General features: G+C 55.9%; 1 protein-coding gene (only partly in view). It reads right to left on the bottom strand.

Annotated features, from left to right (window positions below; all coding sequences use genetic code 11):
* Positions 1-21,934, bottom strand: partial view of an Ig-like domain-containing protein gene (locus tag OCU78_RS06870; RefSeq protein ID WP_261856027.1) — the 5' portion only. Its footprint begins 17,579 nt before the window's first position; the window shows 21,934 of its 39,513 coding nt (coding positions 1-21,934); it begins with the start codon at positions 21,932-21,934; its stop codon lies beyond the left edge, outside the window.

The raw sequence follows: 21,934 nt of genomic DNA, 5'->3' as shown, positions 1-21,934 counted from the left end.
TGCCGAACGTGAAGGTTGGCGTCGTATCGTTGGTCAGGTTGTCTGTGTCGCTGCCGTGAGCGTCTTCTTTGCCGCTGTCGCTCGACGCAACCAGATCGATGGTCGGTTTGCTGATACCCGTATCAACCTCGTAACCACCGTCTTTGTTGTCTCCGCTGGTTTCGGTCGTCGCCGTGAACGGGTTGCCCGCTTCATCGGTGCCACTCACGCTCGCCACGATGGTGCTGTCCGCATCCGCAACTAACTCGCTGCCCGGTACATTGATGCTGTAAGTGCCATCCGCTTTCACCGTGCCTGTGTAATCGGTTGAGTTGCCGTTCACCGTCAACGTCACCGTATCACCTTCTTTCGCGTCGCCACCCACGGTACCCGTAATGGTCACGTCACCAGCCGCTTCCGCTGCGTTCACGATGTCGTCGCCTGCGATATCATCATCGATTGTGATGGTCGCCGCCGCGTCGGTATCGATGGTCACTGCGAGTGCGTCTGATGTGTCGCTATTACCCGCATCGTCCGTCGCTTTCACCGTGATGCTGTTCGCACCTTCTGTCAGCTGACCGTCTGTCGCCGTGAAGGTCCACACGCCCTCAACTTTAACCGCTTCACCCAGCAAGGTCGTGCCGTTGAACACTTCCACTTTCTCAACATCATCATCGATGTTGCCGAACGTGAAGGTTGGCGTCGTATCGTTGGTCAGGTTGTCTGTGTCGCTGCCGTGAGCGTCTTCTTTGCCGCTGTCGCTCGACGCAACCAGATCGATGGTCGGTTTGCTGATACCCGTATCAACCTCGTAACCACCGTCTTTGTTGTCTCCGCTGGTTTCGGTCGTCGCCGTGAACGGGTTGCCCGCTTCATCGGTGCCACTCACGCTCGCCACGATGGTGCTGTCCGCATCCGCAACTAACTCGCTGCCCGGTACATTGATGCTGTAAGTGCCATCCGCTTTCACCGTGCCTGTGTAATCGGTTGAGTTGCCGTTCACCGTCAACGTCACCGTATCACCTTCTTTCGCGTCGCCACCCACGGTACCCGTAATGGTCACGTCACCAGCCGCTTCCGCTGCGTTCACGATGTCGTCGCCTGCGATATCATCATCGATTGTGATGGTCGCCGCCGCGTCGGTATCGATGGTCACTGCGAGTGCGTCTGATGTGTCGCTATTACCCGCATCGTCCGTCGCTTTCACCGTGATGCTGTTCGCACCTTCTGTCAGCTGACCGTCTGTCGCCGTGAAGGTCCACACGCCCTCAACTTTAACCGCTTCACCCAGCAAGGTCGTGCCGTTGAACACTTCCACTTTCTCAACATCATCATCGATGTTGCCGAACGTGAAGGTTGGCGTCGTATCGTTGGTCAGGTTGTCTGTGTCGCTGCCGTGAGCGTCTTCTTTGCCGCTGTCGCTCGACGCAACCAGATCGATGGTCGGTTTGCTGATACCCGTATCAACCTCGTAACCACCGTCTTTGTTGTCTCCGCTGGTTTCGGTCGTCGCCGTGAACGGGTTGCCCGCTTCATCGGTGCCACTCACGCTCGCCACGATGGTGCTGTCCGCATCCGCAACTAACTCGCTGCCCGGTACATTGATGCTGTAAGTGCCATCCGCTTTCACCGTGCCTGTGTAATCGGTTGAGTTGCCGTTCACCGTCAACGTCACCGTATCACCTTCTTTCGCGTCGCCACCCACGGTACCCGTAATGGTCACGTCACCAGCCGCTTCCGCTGCGTTCACGATGTCGTCGCCTGCGATATCATCATCGATTGTGATGGTCGCCGCCGCGTCGGTATCGATGGTCACTGCGAGTGCGTCTGATGTGTCGCTATTACCCGCATCGTCCGTCGCTTTCACCGTGATGCTGTTCGCACCTTCTGTCAGCTGACCGTCTGTCGCCGTGAAGGTCCACACGCCCTCAACTTTAACCGCTTCACCCAGCAAGGTCGTGCCGTTGAACACTTCCACTTTCTCAACATCATCATCGATGTTGCCGAACGTGAAGGTTGGCGTCGTATCGTTGGTCAGGTTGTCTGTGTCGCTGCCGTGAGCGTCTTCTTTGCCGCTGTCGCTCGACGCAACCAGATCGATGGTCGGTTTGCTGATACCCGTATCAACCTCGTAACCACCGTCTTTGTTGTCTCCGCTGGTTTCGGTCGTCGCCGTGAACGGGTTGCCCGCTTCATCGGTGCCACTCACGCTCGCCACGATGGTGCTGTCCGCATCCGCAACTAACTCGCTGCCCGGTACATTGATGCTGTAAGTGCCATCCGCTTTCACCGTGCCTGTGTAATCGGTTGAGTTGCCGTTCACCGTCAACGTCACCGTATCACCTTCTTTCGCGTCGCCACCCACGGTACCCGTAATGGTCACGTCACCAGCCGCTTCCGCTGCGTTCACGATGTCGTCGCCTGCGATATCATCATCGATTGTGATGGTCGCCGCCGCGTCGGTATCGATGGTCACTGCGAGTGCGTCTGATGTGTCGCTATTACCCGCATCGTCCGTCGCTTTCACCGTGATGCTGTTCGCACCTTCTGTCAGCTGACCGTCTGTCGCCGTGAAGGTCCACACGCCCTCAACTTTAACCGCTTCACCCAGCAAGGTCGTGCCGTTGAACACTTCCACTTTCTCAACATCATCATCGATGTTGCCGAACGTGAAGGTTGGCGTCGTATCGTTGGTCAGGTTGTCTGTGTCGCTGCCGTGAGCGTCTTCTTTGCCGCTGTCGCTCGACGCAACCAGATCGATGGTCGGTTTGCTGATACCCGTATCAACCTCGTAACCACCGTCTTTGTTGTCTCCGCTGGTTTCGGTCGTCGCCGTGAACGGGTTGCCCGCTTCATCGGTGCCACTCACGCTCGCCACGATGGTGCTGTCCGCATCCGCAACTAACTCGCTGCCCGGTACATTGATGCTGTAAGTGCCATCCGCTTTCACCGTGCCTGTGTAATCGGTTGAGTTGCCGTTCACCGTCAACGTCACCGTATCACCTTCTTTCGCGTCGCCACCCACGGTACCCGTAATGGTCACGTCACCAGCCGCTTCCGCTGCGTTCACGATGTCGTCGCCTGCGATATCATCATCGATTGTGATGGTCGCCGCCGCGTCGGTATCGATGGTCACTGCGAGTGCGTCTGATGTGTCGCTATTACCCGCATCGTCCGTCGCTTTCACCGTGATGCTGTTCGCACCTTCTGTCAGCTGACCGTCTGTCGCCGTGAAGGTCCACACGCCCTCAACTTTAACCGCTTCACCCAGCAAGGTCGTGCCGTTGAACACTTCCACTTTCTCAACATCATCATCGATGTTGCCGAACGTGAAGGTTGGCGTCGTATCGTTGGTCAGGTTGTCTGTGTCGCTGCCGTGAGCGTCTTCTTTGCCGCTGTCGCTCGACGCAACCAGATCGATGGTCGGTTTGCTGATACCCGTATCAACCTCGTAACCACCGTCTTTGTTGTCTCCGCTGGTTTCGGTCGTCGCCGTGAACGGGTTGCCCGCTTCATCGGTGCCACTCACGCTCGCCACGATGGTGCTGTCCGCATCCGCAACTAACTCGCTGCCCGGTACATTGATGCTGTAAGTGCCATCCGCTTTCACCGTGCCTGTGTAATCGGTTGAGTTGCCGTTCACCGTCAACGTCACCGTATCACCTTCTTTCGCGTCGCCACCCACGGTACCCGTAATGGTCACGTCACCAGCCGCTTCCGCTGCGTTCACGATGTCGTCGCCTGCGATATCATCATCGATTGTGATGGTCGCCGCCGCGTCGGTATCGATGGTCACTGCGAGTGCGTCTGATGTGTCGCTATTACCCGCATCGTCCGTCGCTTTCACCGTGATGCTGTTCGCACCTTCTGTCAGCTGACCGTCTGTCGCCGTGAAGGTCCACACGCCCTCAACTTTAACCGCTTCACCCAGCAAGGTCGTGCCGTTGAACACTTCCACTTTCTCAACATCATCATCGATGTTGCCGAACGTGAAGGTTGGCGTCGTATCGTTGGTCAGGTTGTCTGTGTCGCTGCCGTGAGCGTCTTCTTTGCCGCTGTCGCTCGACGCAACCAGATCGATGGTCGGTTTGCTGATACCCGTATCAACCTCGTAACCACCGTCTTTGTTGTCTCCGCTGGTTTCGGTCGTCGCCGTGAACGGGTTGCCCGCTTCATCGGTGCCACTCACGCTCGCCACGATGGTGCTGTCCGCATCCGCAACTAACTCGCTGCCCGGTACATTGATGCTGTAAGTGCCATCCGCTTTCACCGTGCCTGTGTAATCGGTTGAGTTGCCGTTCACCGTCAACGTCACCGTATCACCTTCTTTCGCGTCGCCACCCACGGTACCCGTAATGGTCACGTCACCAGCCGCTTCCGCTGCGTTCACGATGTCGTCGCCTGCGATATCATCATCGATTGTGATGGTCGCCGCCGCGTCGGTATCGATGGTCACTGCGAGTGCGTCTGATGTGTCGCTATTACCCGCATCGTCCGTCGCTTTCACCGTGATGCTGTTCGCACCTTCTGTCAGCTGACCGTCTGTCGCCGTGAAGGTCCACACGCCCTCAACTTTAACCGCTTCACCCAGCAAGGTCGTGCCGTTGAACACTTCCACTTTCTCAACATCATCATCGATGTTGCCGAACGTGAAGGTTGGCGTCGTATCGTTGGTCAGGTTGTCTGTGTCGCTGCCGTGAGCGTCTTCTTTGCCGCTGTCGCTCGACGCAACCAGATCGATGGTCGGTTTGCTGATACCCGTATCAACCTCGTAACCACCGTCTTTGTTGTCTCCGCTGGTTTCGGTCGTCGCCGTGAACGGGTTGCCCGCTTCATCGGTGCCACTCACGCTCGCCACGATGGTGCTGTCCGCATCCGCAACTAACTCGCTGCCCGGTACATTGATGCTGTAAGTGCCATCCGCTTTCACCGTGCCTGTGTAATCGGTTGAGTTGCCGTTCACCGTCAACGTCACCGTATCACCTTCTTTCGCGTCGCCACCCACGGTACCCGTAATGGTCACGTCACCAGCCGCTTCCGCTGCGTTCACGATGTCGTCGCCTGCGATATCATCATCGATTGTGATGGTCGCCGCCGCGTCGGTATCGATGGTCACTGCGAGTGCGTCTGATGTGTCGCTATTACCCGCATCGTCCGTCGCTTTCACCGTGATGCTGTTCGCACCTTCTGTCAGCTGACCGTCTGTCGCCGTGAAGGTCCACACGCCCTCAACTTTAACCGCTTCACCCAGCAAGGTCGTGCCGTTGAACACTTCCACTTTCTCAACATCATCATCGATGTTGCCGAACGTGAAGGTTGGCGTCGTATCGTTGGTCAGGTTGTCTGTGTCGCTGCCGTGAGCGTCTTCTTTGCCGCTGTCGCTCGACGCAACCAGATCGATGGTCGGTTTGCTGATACCCGTATCAACCTCGTAACCACCGTCTTTGTTGTCTCCGCTGGTTTCGGTCGTCGCCGTGAACGGGTTGCCCGCTTCATCGGTGCCACTCACGCTCGCCACGATGGTGCTGTCCGCATCCGCAACTAACTCGCTGCCCGGTACATTGATGCTGTAAGTGCCATCCGCTTTCACCGTGCCTGTGTAATCGGTTGAGTTGCCGTTCACCGTCAACGTCACCGTATCACCTTCTTTCGCGTCGCCACCCACGGTACCCGTAATGGTCACGTCACCAGCCGCTTCCGCTGCGTTCACGATGTCGTCGCCTGCGATATCATCATCGATTGTGATGGTCGCCGCCGCGTCGGTATCGATGGTCACTGCGAGTGCGTCTGATGTGTCGCTATTACCCGCATCGTCCGTCGCTTTCACCGTGATGCTGTTCGCACCTTCTGTCAGCTGACCGTCTGTCGCCGTGAAGGTCCACACGCCCTCAACTTTAACCGCTTCACCCAGCAAGGTCGTGCCGTTGAACACTTCCACTTTCTCAACATCATCATCGATGTTGCCGAACGTGAAGGTTGGCGTCGTATCGTTGGTCAGGTTGTCTGTGTCGCTGCCGTGAGCGTCTTCTTTGCCGCTGTCGCTCGACGCAACCAGATCGATGGTCGGTTTGCTGATACCCGTATCAACCTCGTAACCACCGTCTTTGTTGTCTCCGCTGGTTTCGGTCGTCGCCGTGAACGGGTTGCCCGCTTCATCGGTGCCACTCACGCTCGCCACGATGGTGCTGTCCGCATCCGCAACTAACTCGCTGCCCGGTACATTGATGCTGTAAGTGCCATCCGCTTTCACCGTGCCTGTGTAATCGGTTGAGTTGCCGTTCACCGTCAACGTCACCGTATCACCTTCTTTCGCGTCGCCACCCACGGTACCCGTAATGGTCACGTCACCAGCCGCTTCCGCTGCGTTCACGATGTCGTCGCCTGCGATATCATCATCGATTGTGATGGTCGCCGCCGCGTCGGTATCGATGGTCACTGCGAGTGCGTCTGATGTGTCGCTATTACCCGCATCGTCCGTCGCTTTCACCGTGATGCTGTTCGCACCTTCTGTCAGCTGACCGTCTGTCGCCGTGAAGGTCCACACGCCCTCAACTTTAACCGCTTCACCCAGCAAGGTCGTGCCGTTGAACACTTCCACTTTCTCAACATCATCATCGATGTTGCCGAACGTGAAGGTTGGCGTCGTATCGTTGGTCAGGTTGTCTGTGTCGCTGCCGTGAGCGTCTTCTTTGCCGCTGTCGCTCGACGCAACCAGATCGATGGTCGGTTTGCTGATACCCGTATCAACCTCGTAACCACCGTCTTTGTTGTCTCCGCTGGTTTCGGTCGTCGCCGTGAACGGGTTGCCCGCTTCATCGGTGCCACTCACGCTCGCCACGATGGTGCTGTCCGCATCCGCAACTAACTCGCTGCCCGGTACATTGATGCTGTAAGTGCCATCCGCTTTCACCGTGCCTGTGTAATCGGTTGAGTTGCCGTTCACCGTCAACGTCACCGTATCACCTTCTTTCGCGTCGCCACCCACGGTACCCGTAATGGTCACGTCACCAGCCGCTTCCGCTGCGTTCACGATGTCGTCGCCTGCGATATCATCATCGATTGTGATGGTCGCCGCCGCGTCGGTATCGATGGTCACTGCGAGTGCGTCTGATGTGTCGCTATTACCCGCATCGTCCGTCGCTTTCACCGTGATGCTGTTCGCACCTTCTGTCAGCTGACCGTCTGTCGCCGTGAAGGTCCACACGCCCTCAACTTTAACCGCTTCACCCAGCAAGGTCGTGCCGTTGAACACTTCCACTTTCTCAACATCATCATCGATGTTGCCGAACGTGAAGGTTGGCGTCGTATCGTTGGTCAGGTTGTCTGTGTCGCTGCCGTGAGCGTCTTCTTTGCCGCTGTCGCTCGACGCAACCAGATCGATGGTCGGTTTGCTGATACCCGTATCAACCTCGTAACCACCGTCTTTGTTGTCTCCGCTGGTTTCGGTCGTCGCCGTGAACGGGTTGCCCGCTTCATCGGTGCCACTCACGCTCGCCACGATGGTGCTGTCCGCATCCGCAACTAACTCGCTGCCCGGTACATTGATGCTGTAAGTGCCATCCGCTTTCACCGTGCCTGTGTAATCGGTTGAGTTGCCGTTCACCGTCAACGTCACCGTATCACCTTCTTTCGCGTCGCCACCCACGGTACCCGTAATGGTCACGTCACCAGCCGCTTCCGCTGCGTTCACGATGTCGTCGCCTGCGATATCATCATCGATTGTGATGGTCGCCGCCGCGTCGGTATCGATGGTCACTGCGAGTGCGTCTGATGTGTCGCTATTACCCGCATCGTCCGTCGCTTTCACCGTGATGCTGTTCGCACCTTCTGTCAGCTGACCGTCTGTCGCCGTGAAGGTCCACACGCCCTCAACTTTAACCGCTTCACCCAGCAAGGTCGTGCCGTTGAACACTTCCACTTTCTCAACATCATCATCGATGTTGCCGAACGTGAAGGTTGGCGTCGTATCGTTGGTCAGGTTGTCTGTGTCGCTGCCGTGAGCGTCTTCTTTGCCGCTGTCGCTCGACGCAACCAGATCGATGGTCGGTTTGCTGATACCCGTATCAACCTCGTAACCACCGTCTTTGTTGTCTCCGCTGGTTTCGGTCGTCGCCGTGAACGGGTTGCCCGCTTCATCGGTGCCACTCACGCTCGCCACGATGGTGCTGTCCGCATCCGCAACTAACTCGCTGCCCGGTACATTGATGCTGTAAGTGCCATCCGCTTTCACCGTGCCTGTGTAATCGGTTGAGTTGCCGTTCACCGTCAACGTCACCGTATCACCTTCTTTCGCGTCGCCACCCACGGTACCCGTAATGGTCACGTCACCAGCCGCTTCCGCTGCGTTCACGATGTCGTCGCCTGCGATATCATCATCGATTGTGATGGTCGCCGCCGCGTCGGTATCGATGGTCACTGCGAGTGCGTCTGATGTGTCGCTATTACCCGCATCGTCCGTCGCTTTCACCGTGATGCTGTTCGCACCTTCTGTCAGCTGACCGTCTGTCGCCGTGAAGGTCCACACGCCCTCAACTTTAACCGCTTCACCCAGCAAGGTCGTGCCGTTGAACACTTCCACTTTCTCAACATCATCATCGATGTTGCCGAACGTGAAGGTTGGCGTCGTATCGTTGGTCAGGTTGTCTGTGTCGCTGCCGTGAGCGTCTTCTTTGCCGCTGTCGCTCGACGCAACCAGATCGATGGTCGGTTTGCTGATACCCGTATCAACCTCGTAACCACCGTCTTTGTTGTCTCCGCTGGTTTCGGTCGTCGCCGTGAACGGGTTGCCCGCTTCATCGGTGCCACTCACGCTCGCCACGATGGTGCTGTCCGCATCCGCAACTAACTCGCTGCCCGGTACATTGATGCTGTAAGTGCCATCCGCTTTCACCGTGCCTGTGTAATCGGTTGAGTTGCCGTTCACCGTCAACGTCACCGTATCACCTTCTTTCGCGTCGCCACCCACGGTACCCGTAATGGTCACGTCACCAGCCGCTTCCGCTGCGTTCACGATGTCGTCGCCTGCGATATCATCATCGATTGTGATGGTCGCCGCCGCGTCGGTATCGATGGTCACTGCGAGTGCGTCTGATGTGTCGCTATTACCCGCATCGTCCGTCGCTTTCACCGTGATGCTGTTCGCACCTTCTGTCAGCTGACCGTCTGTCGCCGTGAAGGTCCACACGCCCTCAACTTTAACCGCTTCACCCAGCAAGGTCGTGCCGTTGAACACTTCCACTTTCTCAACATCATCATCGATGTTGCCGAACGTGAAGGTTGGCGTCGTATCGTTGGTCAGGTTGTCTGTGTCGCTGCCGTGAGCGTCTTCTTTGCCGCTGTCGCTCGACGCAACCAGATCGATGGTCGGTTTGCTGATACCCGTATCAACCTCGTAACCACCGTCTTTGTTGTCTCCGCTGGTTTCGGTCGTCGCCGTGAACGGGTTGCCCGCTTCATCGGTGCCACTCACGCTCGCCACGATGGTGCTGTCCGCATCCGCAACTAACTCGCTGCCCGGTACATTGATGCTGTAAGTGCCATCCGCTTTCACCGTGCCTGTGTAATCGGTTGAGTTGCCGTTCACCGTCAACGTCACCGTATCACCTTCTTTCGCGTCGCCACCCACGGTACCCGTAATGGTCACGTCACCAGCCGCTTCCGCTGCGTTCACGATGTCGTCGCCTGCGATATCATCATCGATTGTGATGGTCGCCGCCGCGTCGGTATCGATGGTCACTGCGAGTGCGTCTGATGTGTCGCTATTACCCGCATCGTCCGTCGCTTTCACCGTGATGCTGTTCGCACCTTCTGTCAGCTGACCGTCTGTCGCCGTGAAGGTCCACACGCCCTCAACTTTAACCGCTTCACCCAGCAAGGTCGTGCCGTTGAACACTTCCACTTTCTCAACATCATCATCGATGTTGCCGAACGTGAAGGTTGGCGTCGTATCGTTGGTCAGGTTGTCTGTGTCGCTGCCGTGAGCGTCTTCTTTGCCGCTGTCGCTCGACGCAACCAGATCGATGGTCGGTTTGCTGATACCCGTATCAACCTCGTAACCACCGTCTTTGTTGTCTCCGCTGGTTTCGGTCGTCGCCGTGAACGGGTTGCCCGCTTCATCGGTGCCACTCACGCTCGCCACGATGGTGCTGTCCGCATCCGCAACTAACTCGCTGCCCGGTACATTGATGCTGTAAGTGCCATCCGCTTTCACCGTGCCTGTGTAATCGGTTGAGTTGCCGTTCACCGTCAACGTCACCGTATCACCTTCTTTCGCGTCGCCACCCACGGTACCCGTAATGGTCACGTCACCAGCCGCTTCCGCTGCGTTCACGATGTCGTCGCCTGCGATATCATCATCGATTGTGATGGTCGCCGCCGCGTCGGTATCGATGGTCACTGCGAGTGCGTCTGATGTGTCGCTATTACCCGCATCGTCCGTCGCTTTCACCGTGATGCTGTTCGCACCTTCTGTCAGCTGACCGTCTGTCGCCGTGAAGGTCCACACGCCCTCAACTTTAACCGCTTCACCCAGCAAGGTCGTGCCGTTGAACACTTCCACTTTCTCAACATCATCATCGATGTTGCCGAACGTGAAGGTTGGCGTCGTATCGTTGGTCAGGTTGTCTGTGTCGCTGCCGTGAGCGTCTTCTTTGCCGCTGTCGCTCGACGCAACCAGATCGATGGTCGGTTTGCTGATACCCGTATCAACCTCGTAACCACCGTCTTTGTTGTCTCCGCTGGTTTCGGTCGTCGCCGTGAACGGGTTGCCCGCTTCATCGGTGCCACTCACGCTCGCCACGATGGTGCTGTCCGCATCCGCAACTAACTCGCTGCCCGGTACATTGATGCTGTAAGTGCCATCCGCTTTCACCGTGCCTGTGTAATCGGTTGAGTTGCCGTTCACCGTCAACGTCACCGTATCACCTTCTTTCGCGTCGCCACCCACGGTACCCGTAATGGTCACGTCACCAGCCGCTTCCGCTGCGTTCACGATGTCGTCGCCTGCGATATCATCATCGATTGTGATGGTCGCCGCCGCGTCGGTATCGATGGTCACTGCGAGTGCGTCTGATGTGTCGCTATTACCCGCATCGTCCGTCGCTTTCACCGTGATGCTGTTCGCACCTTCTGTCAGCTGACCGTCTGTCGCCGTGAAGGTCCACACGCCCTCAACTTTAACCGCTTCACCCAGCAAGGTCGTGCCGTTGAACACTTCCACTTTCTCAACATCATCATCGATGTTGCCGAACGTGAAGGTTGGCGTCGTATCGTTGGTCAGGTTGTCTGTGTCGCTGCCGTGAGCGTCTTCTTTGCCGCTGTCGCTCGACGCAACCAGATCGATGGTCGGTTTGCTGATACCCGTATCAACCTCGTAACCACCGTCTTTGTTGTCTCCGCTGGTTTCGGTCGTCGCCGTGAACGGGTTGCCCGCTTCATCGGTGCCACTCACGCTCGCCACGATGGTGCTGTCCGCATCCGCAACTAACTCGCTGCCCGGTACATTGATGCTGTAAGTGCCATCCGCTTTCACCGTGCCTGTGTAATCGGTTGAGTTGCCGTTCACCGTCAACGTCACCGTATCACCTTCTTTCGCGTCGCCACCCACGGTACCCGTAATGGTCACGTCACCAGCCGCTTCCGCTGCGTTCACGATGTCGTCGCCTGCGATATCATCATCGATTGTGATGGTCGCCGCCGCGTCGGTATCGATGGTCACTGCGAGTGCGTCTGATGTGTCGCTATTACCCGCATCGTCCGTCGCTTTCACCGTGATGCTGTTCGCACCTTCTGTCAGCTGACCGTCTGTCGCCGTGAAGGTCCACACGCCCTCAACTTTAACCGCTTCACCCAGCAAGGTCGTGCCGTTGAACACTTCCACTTTCTCAACATCATCATCGATGTTGCCGAACGTGAAGGTTGGCGTCGTATCGTTGGTCAGGTTGTCTGTGTCGCTGCCGTGAGCGTCTTCTTTGCCGCTGTCGCTCGACGCAACCAGATCGATGGTCGGTTTGCTGATACCCGTATCAACCTCGTAACCACCGTCTTTGTTGTCTCCGCTGGTTTCGGTCGTCGCCGTGAACGGGTTGCCCGCTTCATCGGTGCCACTCACGCTCGCCACGATGGTGCTGTCCGCATCCGCAACTAACTCGCTGCCCGGTACATTGATGCTGTAAGTGCCATCCGCTTTCACCGTGCCTGTGTAATCGGTTGAGTTGCCGTTCACCGTCAACGTCACCGTATCACCTTCTTTCGCGTCGCCACCCACGGTACCCGTAATGGTCACGTCACCAGCCGCTTCCGCTGCGTTCACGATGTCGTCGCCTGCGATATCATCATCGATTGTGATGGTCGCCGCCGCGTCGGTATCGATGGTCACTGCGAGTGCGTCTGATGTGTCGCTATTACCCGCATCGTCCGTCGCTTTCACCGTGATGCTGTTCGCACCTTCTGTCAGCTGACCGTCTGTCGCCGTGAAGGTCCACACGCCCTCAACTTTAACCGCTTCACCCAGCAAGGTCGTGCCGTTGAACACTTCCACTTTCTCAACATCATCATCGATGTTGCCGAACGTGAAGGTTGGCGTCGTATCGTTGGTCAGGTTGTCTGTGTCGCTGCCGTGAGCGTCTTCTTTGCCGCTGTCGCTCGACGCAACCAGATCGATGGTCGGTTTGCTGATACCCGTATCAACCTCGTAACCACCGTCTTTGTTGTCTCCGCTGGTTTCGGTCGTCGCCGTGAACGGGTTGCCCGCTTCATCGGTGCCACTCACGCTCGCCACGATGGTGCTGTCCGCATCCGCAACTAACTCGCTGCCCGGTACATTGATGCTGTAAGTGCCATCCGCTTTCACCGTGCCTGTGTAATCGGTTGAGTTGCCGTTCACCGTCAACGTCACCGTATCACCTTCTTTCGCGTCGCCACCCACGGTACCCGTAATGGTCACGTCACCAGCCGCTTCCGCTGCGTTCACGATGTCGTCGCCTGCGATATCATCATCGATTGTGATGGTCGCCGCCGCGTCGGTATCGATGGTCACTGCGAGTGCGTCTGATGTGTCGCTATTACCCGCATCGTCCGTCGCTTTCACCGTGATGCTGTTCGCACCTTCTGTCAGCTGACCGTCTGTCGCCGTGAAGGTCCACACGCCCTCAACTTTAACCGCTTCACCCAGCAAGGTCGTGCCGTTGAACACTTCCACTTTCTCAACATCATCATCGATGTTGCCGAACGTGAAGGTTGGCGTCGTATCGTTGGTCAGGTTGTCTGTGTCGCTGCCGTGAGCGTCTTCTTTGCCGCTGTCGCTCGACGCAACCAGATCGATGGTCGGTTTGCTGATACCCGTATCAACCTCGTAACCACCGTCTTTGTTGTCTCCGCTGGTTTCGGTCGTCGCCGTGAACGGGTTGCCCGCTTCATCGGTGCCACTCACGCTCGCCACGATGGTGCTGTCCGCATCCGCAACTAACTCGCTGCCCGGTACATTGATGCTGTAAGTGCCATCCGCTTTCACCGTGCCTGTGTAATCGGTTGAGTTGCCGTTCACCGTCAACGTCACCGTATCACCTTCTTTCGCGTCGCCACCCACGGTACCCGTAATGGTCACGTCACCAGCCGCTTCCGCTGCGTTCACGATGTCGTCGCCTGCGATATCATCATCGATTGTGATGGTCGCCGCCGCGTCGGTATCGATGGTCACTGCGAGTGCGTCTGATGTGTCGCTATTACCCGCATCGTCCGTCGCTTTCACCGTGATGCTGTTCGCACCTTCTGTCAGCTGACCGTCTGTCGCCGTGAAGGTCCACACGCCCTCAACTTTAACCGCTTCACCCAGCAAGGTCGTGCCGTTGAACACTTCCACTTTCTCAACATCATCATCGATGTTGCCGAACGTGAAGGTTGGCGTCGTATCGTTGGTCAGGTTGTCTGTGTCGCTGCCGTGAGCGTCTTCTTTGCCGCTGTCGCTCGACGCAACCAGATCGATGGTCGGTTTGCTGATACCCGTATCAACCTCGTAACCACCGTCTTTGTTGTCTCCGCTGGTTTCGGTCGTCGCCGTGAACGGGTTGCCCGCTTCATCGGTGCCACTCACGCTCGCCACGATGGTGCTGTCCGCATCCGCAACTAACTCGCTGCCCGGTACATTGATGCTGTAAGTGCCATCCGCTTTCACCGTGCCTGTGTAATCGGTTGAGTTGCCGTTCACCGTCAACGTCACCGTATCACCTTCTTTCGCGTCGCCACCCACGGTACCCGTAATGGTCACGTCACCAGCCGCTTCCGCTGCGTTCACGATGTCGTCGCCTGCGATATCATCATCGATTGTGATGGTCGCCGCCGCGTCGGTATCGATGGTCACTGCGAGTGCGTCTGATGTGTCGCTATTACCCGCATCGTCCGTCGCTTTCACCGTGATGCTGTTCGCACCTTCTGTCAGCTGACCGTCTGTCGCCGTGAAGGTCCACACGCCCTCAACTTTAACCGCTTCACCCAGCAAGGTCGTGCCGTTGAACACTTCCACTTTCTCAACATCATCATCGATGTTGCCGAACGTGAAGGTTGGCGTCGTATCGTTGGTCAGGTTGTCTGTGTCGCTGCCGTGAGCGTCTTCTTTGCCGCTGTCGCTCGACGCAACCAGATCGATGGTCGGTTTGCTGATACCCGTATCAACCTCGTAACCACCGTCTTTGTTGTCTCCGCTGGTTTCGGTCGTCGCCGTGAACGGGTTGCCCGCTTCATCGGTGCCACTCACGCTCGCCACGATGGTGCTGTCCGCATCCGCAACTAACTCGCTGCCCGGTACATTGATGCTGTAAGTGCCATCCGCTTTCACCGTGCCTGTGTAATCGGTTGAGTTGCCGTTCACCGTCAACGTCACCGTATCACCTTCTTTCGCGTCGCCACCCACGGTACCCGTAATGGTCACGTCACCAGCCGCTTCCGCTGCGTTCACGATGTCGTCGCCTGCGATATCATCATCGATTGTGATGGTCGCCGCCGCGTCGGTATCGATGGTCACTGCGAGTGCGTCTGATGTGTCGCTATTACCCGCATCGTCCGTCGCTTTCACCGTGATGCTGTTCGCACCTTCTGTCAGCTGACCGTCTGTCGCCGTGAAGGTCCACACGCCCTCAACTTTAACCGCTTCACCCAGCAAGGTCGTGCCGTTGAACACTTCCACTTTCTCAACATCATCATCGATGTTGCCGAACGTGAAGGTTGGCGTCGTATCGTTGGTCAGGTTGTCTGTGTCGCTGCCGTGAGCGTCTTCTTTGCCGCTGTCGCTCGACGCAACCAGATCGATGGTCGGTTTGCTGATACCCGTATCAACCTCGTAACCACCGTCTTTGTTGTCTCCGCTGGTTTCGGTCGTCGCCGTGAACGGGTTGCCCGCTTCATCGGTGCCACTCACGCTCGCCACGATGGTGCTGTCCGCATCCGCAACTAACTCGCTGCCCGGTACATTGATGCTGTAAGTGCCATCCGCTTTCACCGTGCCTGTGTAATCGGTTGAGTTGCCGTTCACCGTCAACGTCACCGTATCACCTTCTTTCGCGTCGCCACCCACGGTACCCGTAATGGTCACGTCACCAGCCGCTTCCGCTGCGTTCACGATGTCGTCGCCTGCGATATCATCATCGATTGTGATGGTCGCCGCCGCGTCGGTATCGATGGTCACTGCGAGTGCGTCTGATGTGTCGCTATTACCCGCATCGTCCGTCGCTTTCACCGTGATGCTGTTCGCACCTTCTGTCAGCTGACCGTCTGTCGCCGTGAAGGTCCACACGCCCTCAACTTTAACCGCTTCACCCAGCAAGGTCGTGCCGTTGAACACTTCCACTTTCTCAACATCATCATCGATGTTGCCGAACGTGAAGGTTGGCGTCGTATCGTTGGTCAGGTTGTCTGTGTCGCTGCCGTGAGCGTCTTCTTTGCCGCTGTCGCTCGACGCAACCAGATCGATGGTCGGTTTGCTGATACCCGTATCAACCTCGTAACCACCGTCTTTGTTGTCTCCGCTGGTTTCGGTCGTCGCCGTGAACGGGTTGCCCGCTTCATCGGTGCCACTCACGCTCGCCACGATGGTGCTGTCCGCATCCGCAACTAACTCGCTGCCCGGTACATTGATGCTGTAAGTGCCATCCGCTTTCACCGTGCCTGTGTAATCGGTTGAGTTGCCGTTCACCGTCAACGTCACCGTATCACCTTCTTTCGCGTCGCCACCCACGGTACCCGTAATGGTCACGTCACCAGCCGCTTCCGCTGCGTTCACGATGTCGTCGCCTGCGATATCATCATCGATTGTGATGGTCGCCGCCGCGTCGGTATCGATGGTCACTGCGAGTGCGTCTGATGTGTCGCTATTACCCGCATCGTCCGTCGCTTTCACCGTGATGCTGTTCGCACCTTCTGTCAGCTGACCGTCTGTCGCCGTGAAGGTCCACACGCCCTCAACTTTAACCGCTTCACCCAGCAAGGTCGTGCCGTTGAACACTTCCACTTTCTCAACATCATCATCGATGTTGCCGAACGTGAAGGTTGGCGTCGTATCGTTGGTCAGGTTGTCTGTGTCGCTGCCGTGAGCGTCTTCTTTGCCGCTGTCGCTCGACGCAACCAGATCGATGGTCGGTTTGCTGATACCCGTATCAACCTCGTAACCACCGTCTTTGTTGTCTCCGCTGGTTTCGGTCGTCGCCGTGAACGGGTTGCCCGCTTCATCGGTGCCACTCACGCTCGCCACGATGGTGCTGTCCGCATCCGCAACTAACTCGCTGCCCGGTACATTGATGCTGTAAGTGCCATCCGCTTTCACCGTGCCTGTGTAATCGGTTGAGTTGCCGTTCACCGTCAACGTCACCGTATCACCTTCTTTCGCGTCGCCACCCACGGTACCCGTAATGGTCACGTCACCAGCCGCTTCCGCTGCGTTCACGATGTCGTCGCCTGCGATATCATCATCGATTGTGATGGTCGCCGCCGCGTCGGTATCGATGGTCACTGCGAGTGCGTCTGATGTGTCGCTATTACCCGCATCGTCCGTCGCTTTTACGCTCAAGTCGTAAGTGCCATCCGCCAGGTCGGCGCTCGGCGTGAAGCTCCAAGTGCCGTCTTGCTCTTCGGTCAGCGTGCCTTCTAGGGCAACGCCGTCTTTGAGCACCACGATGCCCGCTGCCACCACATCGTCATCGATGTTGCCCAGCGAGAACGTCGGCGTCTTGTCATTGGTTAGGTTGTCTGTGTCGCTGTCGCCGCTGTCGCTCGACGCCACCAGATCGATGGTCGGTTTGCTGATATCGGTGTCTAAATCATAAGCTTTAGAGGTCGAACTACTAAATTCATTCCCAACCCAATCTTGCCCGGTAACAGTAGCAGTTACTGAATTATCAGCTACAAGATCACTACCCTGAACATCTACACTCCATGTTTTATCGCTTTGGACAACAGTTAGATAAGTCACACCATTTACTAATACTGATACCTGGTCACCAGTATCTGCATCTCTTCCAACGGTACCTTTAACTGAGACAGTACTTTCGCTTTCACTTTGATTGATAACATTGTCGTCAGCAATTGATTCAATAACGATCGTTCCTCTAGCTGTTAAATCAACCAGATAGAACTCTGTTGAAGTAGCCGATCCAACATTGCCAGCTTCATTTACTACATCTACCTTCGCGTCGACGATATTATCGCTATCAAAGTTTAGGTCAGACCCATTGACGTCAATACTGTATTTTCCGTCGATTACTTGACCTACGTACTCAACGCCATTGATGGTCAGTGCCACTGTTCCAGAAACGTAATTCTCACCAGTGACAGAACCTGTAATCGTAACTGTCCCTTGAGCTTCAGTTGCGTTAATCACCGAGTCTTCAGTAATCGGATCAATATCTATGTTTACATTAACCGGAGTCGAGTCATAAATATGAGTAGAAGTTCCTGAGCTTGAAACACTATTTCCTGCATTATCGGTTGAGCTAACAGAAACAGTGAACTCGGTGTCTTCTGCTAGGTCCTCACCATTAACACTTAGCTCCCATGTACCATTCTCTTTTACAACACTAGTATATGTCGTTCCATTAATAACAGCAGTTACGACGTCGTTAGGTTGTATGTCTCCATCGGTAGCAGTGCCTGTAACAAAAATTGTTTGCTCTTTTTCAGTCTCAGTAACAACATCATCTGATGTAATGCTATCTACGCTCACATTTCCTGATTCTGCCTGTGTATCAAGAGTGAACGTCAGCGTTGAGCTACCTGAGGTATTACCCGCTGCGTCGGTTTGACGAACGGTAATTGTGTTATCACCTTCCGTTGGTACTGGCGCCGTTGTCGTCCAGTTTCCGTCAACAAGGTATTCGACTGTCGCGCCATCTTCTGTACCACCGACTGTGAAGCTGCCGTCGTTGGTTAAGAAGTCATCCGCCGCTGAGCCTGAGTCCGTATCAAGTGTCAATGCTGGAGCATCAGGTGCTGTGGTATCAAGAGTGAACGTCAGCGTTGAGCTGCCTGAGGTATTACCCGCTGCGTCGGTTTGACGAACGGTAATTGTGTTATCACCTTCCGTTGGTACTGGCGCCGTTGTCGTCCAGTTTCCGTCAACAAGGTATTCGACTGTCGCGCCATCTTCTGTACCACCGACTGTGAAGCTGCCGTCGTTGGTTAAGAAGTCATCCGCCGCTGAGCCTGAGTCCGTATCAAGTGTCAATGCTGGAGCATCAGGTGCTGTGGTATCAAGAGTGAACGTCAGCGTTGAGCTGCCTGAGGTATTACCCGCTGCGTCGGTTTGACGAACGGTGATCGTGTTATCACCTTCCGTTGGTACTGGCGCCGTTGTCGTCCAGTTTCCGTCAACAAGGTATTCGACTGTCGCGCCATCTTCTGTGCCACCGACTGTGAAGCTGCCGTCGTTGGTTAAGAAGTCATCCGCCGCTGAGCCTGAGTCCGTATCCAGTGTCAATGCTGGTGCATCAGGTGCTGTGGTATCAAGAGTGAACGTCAGCGTTGAGCTGCCTGACGTATTACCCGCTGCGTCGGTTTGACGAACGGTGATCGTGTTGTCACCTTCCGTTGGCACTGGAGCCGTTGTCGTCCAGTTTCCGTCAACAAGGTATTCGACTGTCGCGCCATCTTCTGTACCACCGACTGTGAAACTGCCGTCGTTGGTTAAGAAGTCATCCGCCGCTGAGCCTGAGTCCGTATCCAGTGTCAATGCTGGAGCATCAGGTGCTGTGGTATCAAGAGTGAACGTCAGCGTTGAGCTACCTGAGGTATTACCCGCTGCGTCGGTTTGACGAACGGTAATTGTGTTATCACCTTCCGTTGGTACTGGCGCCGTTGTCGTCCAGTTTCCGTCAACAAGGTATTCGACTGTCGCGCCATCTTCTGTACCACCGACTGTGAAGCTGCCGTCGTTGGTTAAGAAGTCATCCGCCGCTGAGCCTGAGTCCGTATCAAGTGTCAATGCTGGAGCATCAGGTGCTGTGGTATCAAGAGTGAACGTCAGCGTTGAGCTGCCTGAGGTATTACCCGCTGCGTCGGTTTGACGAACGGTGATCGTGTTATCACCTTCCGTTGGTACTGGCGCCGTTGTCGTCCAGTTTCCGTCAACAAGGTATTCGACTGTCGCGCCATCTTCTGTGCCACCGACTGTGAAGCTGCCGTCGTTGGTTAAGAAGTCATCCGCCGCTGAGCCTGAGTCCGTATCAAGTGTCAATGCTGGAGCATCAGGTGCTGTGGTATCAAGAGTGAACGTCAGCGTTGAGCTGCCTGAGGTATTACCCGCTGCGTCGGTTTGACGAACGGTGATCGTGTTATCACCTTCCGTTGGTACTGGCGCCGTTGTCGTCCAGTTTCCGTCAACAAGGTATTCGACTGTCGCGCCATCTTCTGTACCACCGACTGTGAAACTGCCGTCGTTGGTTAAGAAGTCATCCGCCGCTGAGCCTGAGTCCGTATCCAGTGTCAATGCTGGAGCATCAGGTGCTGTGGTATCAAGAGTGAACGTCAGCGTTGAGCTGCCTGAGGTATTACCCGCTGCGTCGGTTTGACGAACGGTGATCGTGTTATCACCTTCCGTTGGTACTGGCGCCGTTGTCGTCCAGTTTCCGTCAACAAGGTATTCGACTGTCGCGCCATCTTCTGTGCCACCGACTGTGAAGCTGCCGTCGTTGGTTAAGAAGTCATCCGCCGCTGAGCCTGAGTCCGTATCCAGTGTCAATGCTGGTGCATCAGGTGCTGTGGTATCAAGAGTGAACGTCAGCGTTGAGCTGCCTGACGTATTACCCGCTGCGTCAGTTTGACGAACGGTGATCGTGTTGTCACCTTCCGTTGGCACTGGAGCCGTTGTCGTCCAGTTTCCGTCAACAAGGTATTCGACTGTCGCGCCATCTTCTGTGCCACCGACTGTGAAGCTGCCGTCGTTGGTTAAGAAGTCATCCGCCGCTGAGCCTGAGTCCGTATCAAGTGTCAATGCTGGAGCATCAGGTGCTGTGGTATCAAGAGTGAACGTCAGCGTTGAGCTGCCTGAGGTATTACCCGCTGCGTCGGTTTGACGAACGGTGATCGTGTTATCACCTTCCGTTGGTACTGGCGCCGTTGTCGTCCAGTTTCCGTCAACAAGGTATTCGACTGTCGCGCCATCTTCTGTGCCACCGACTGTGAAGCTGCCGTCGTTGGTTAAGAAGTCATCCGCCGCTGAGCCTGAGTCCGTATCAAGTGTCAATGCTGGAGCATCAGGTGCTGTGGTATCAAGAGTGAACGTCAGCGTTGAGCTGCCTGAGGTATTACCCGCTGCGTCGGTTTGACGAACGGTGATCGTGTTATCACCTTCCGTTGGTACTGGCGCCGTTGTCGTCCAGTTTCCGTCAACAAGGTATTCGACTGTCGCGCCATCTTCTGTGCCACCGACTGTGAAGCTGCCGTCGTTGGTTAAGAAGTCATCCGCCGCTGAGCCTGAGTCCGTATCAAGTGTCAATGCTGGAGCATCAGGTGCTGTGGTATCAAGAGTGAACGTCAGCGTTGAGCTGCCTGAGGTATTACCCGCTGCGTCGGTTTGACGAACGGTGATCGTGTTATCACCTTCCGTTGGTACTGGCGCCGTTGTCGTCCAGTTTCCGTCAACAAGGTATTCGACTGTCGCGCCATCTTCTGTGCCGCCGACTGTGAAGCTGCCGTCGTTGGTTAAGAAGTCATCCGCCGCCGAGCCTGAGTCCGTATCCAGTGTCAATGCTGGTGCATCAGGTGCTGTGGTATCAAGAGTGAACGTCAGCGTTGAGCTGCCTGACGTATTACCCGCTGCGTCAGTTTGACGAACGGTGATCGCGTTGTCACCTTCCGTTGGTACTGGCGCCGTTGTCGTCCAGTTTCCGTCAACAAGGTATTCGACTGTCGCGCCATCTTCTGTACCACCGACTGTGAAGCTGCCGTCGTTGGTTAAGAAGTCATCCGCCGCTGAGCCTGAGTCCGTATCCAGTGTCAATGCTGGTGCATCAGGTGCTGTTGTGTCTAATGTCGAATCTAGAGCCTGAAAAGCTTCGATCAAACCCAGGCTTTGAGTCTCAGATAAGCCTATAGAAACAAACCCTTCAGTTAGGAACTCCGTTTGTGCAATTATTTCAGTGCCATCTCTTTCTATACTTCCACCAGCAACCAAGCTTGAACCGCCACTGGTACCTGCTGCTGTAGCAAACTCATCATTTAGTTGAGTTGGGTCTTCACCTTGCTCTAAAGCCGCAAAGATATTTGCAATATCGTCAGTTATATCGAGTTCATTGTCGTCAACAAATCGATTCACCTTAACTATAGGTTGATTAGATTCATCCGATGTTTCGAGAACAACGTCACCATTGAGTAATGGCTCGCCATCTTTTAACACTCTTATTTGGCCATCTACACCAACGACAATTCGTTGTCCAATAACCAATGCACTACTAGCGATGACTGCGGTGATATCCAT

The sequence above is a fragment of the Vibrio gallaecicus genome (genome assembly GCF_024347495.1).
Lineage (GTDB): Bacteria > Pseudomonadota > Gammaproteobacteria > Enterobacterales > Vibrionaceae > Vibrio > Vibrio gallaecicus.
The sequence above is the reverse complement of the archived record's forward strand: the minus strand, read 5'-3'. Positions and strand labels throughout refer to the sequence as shown.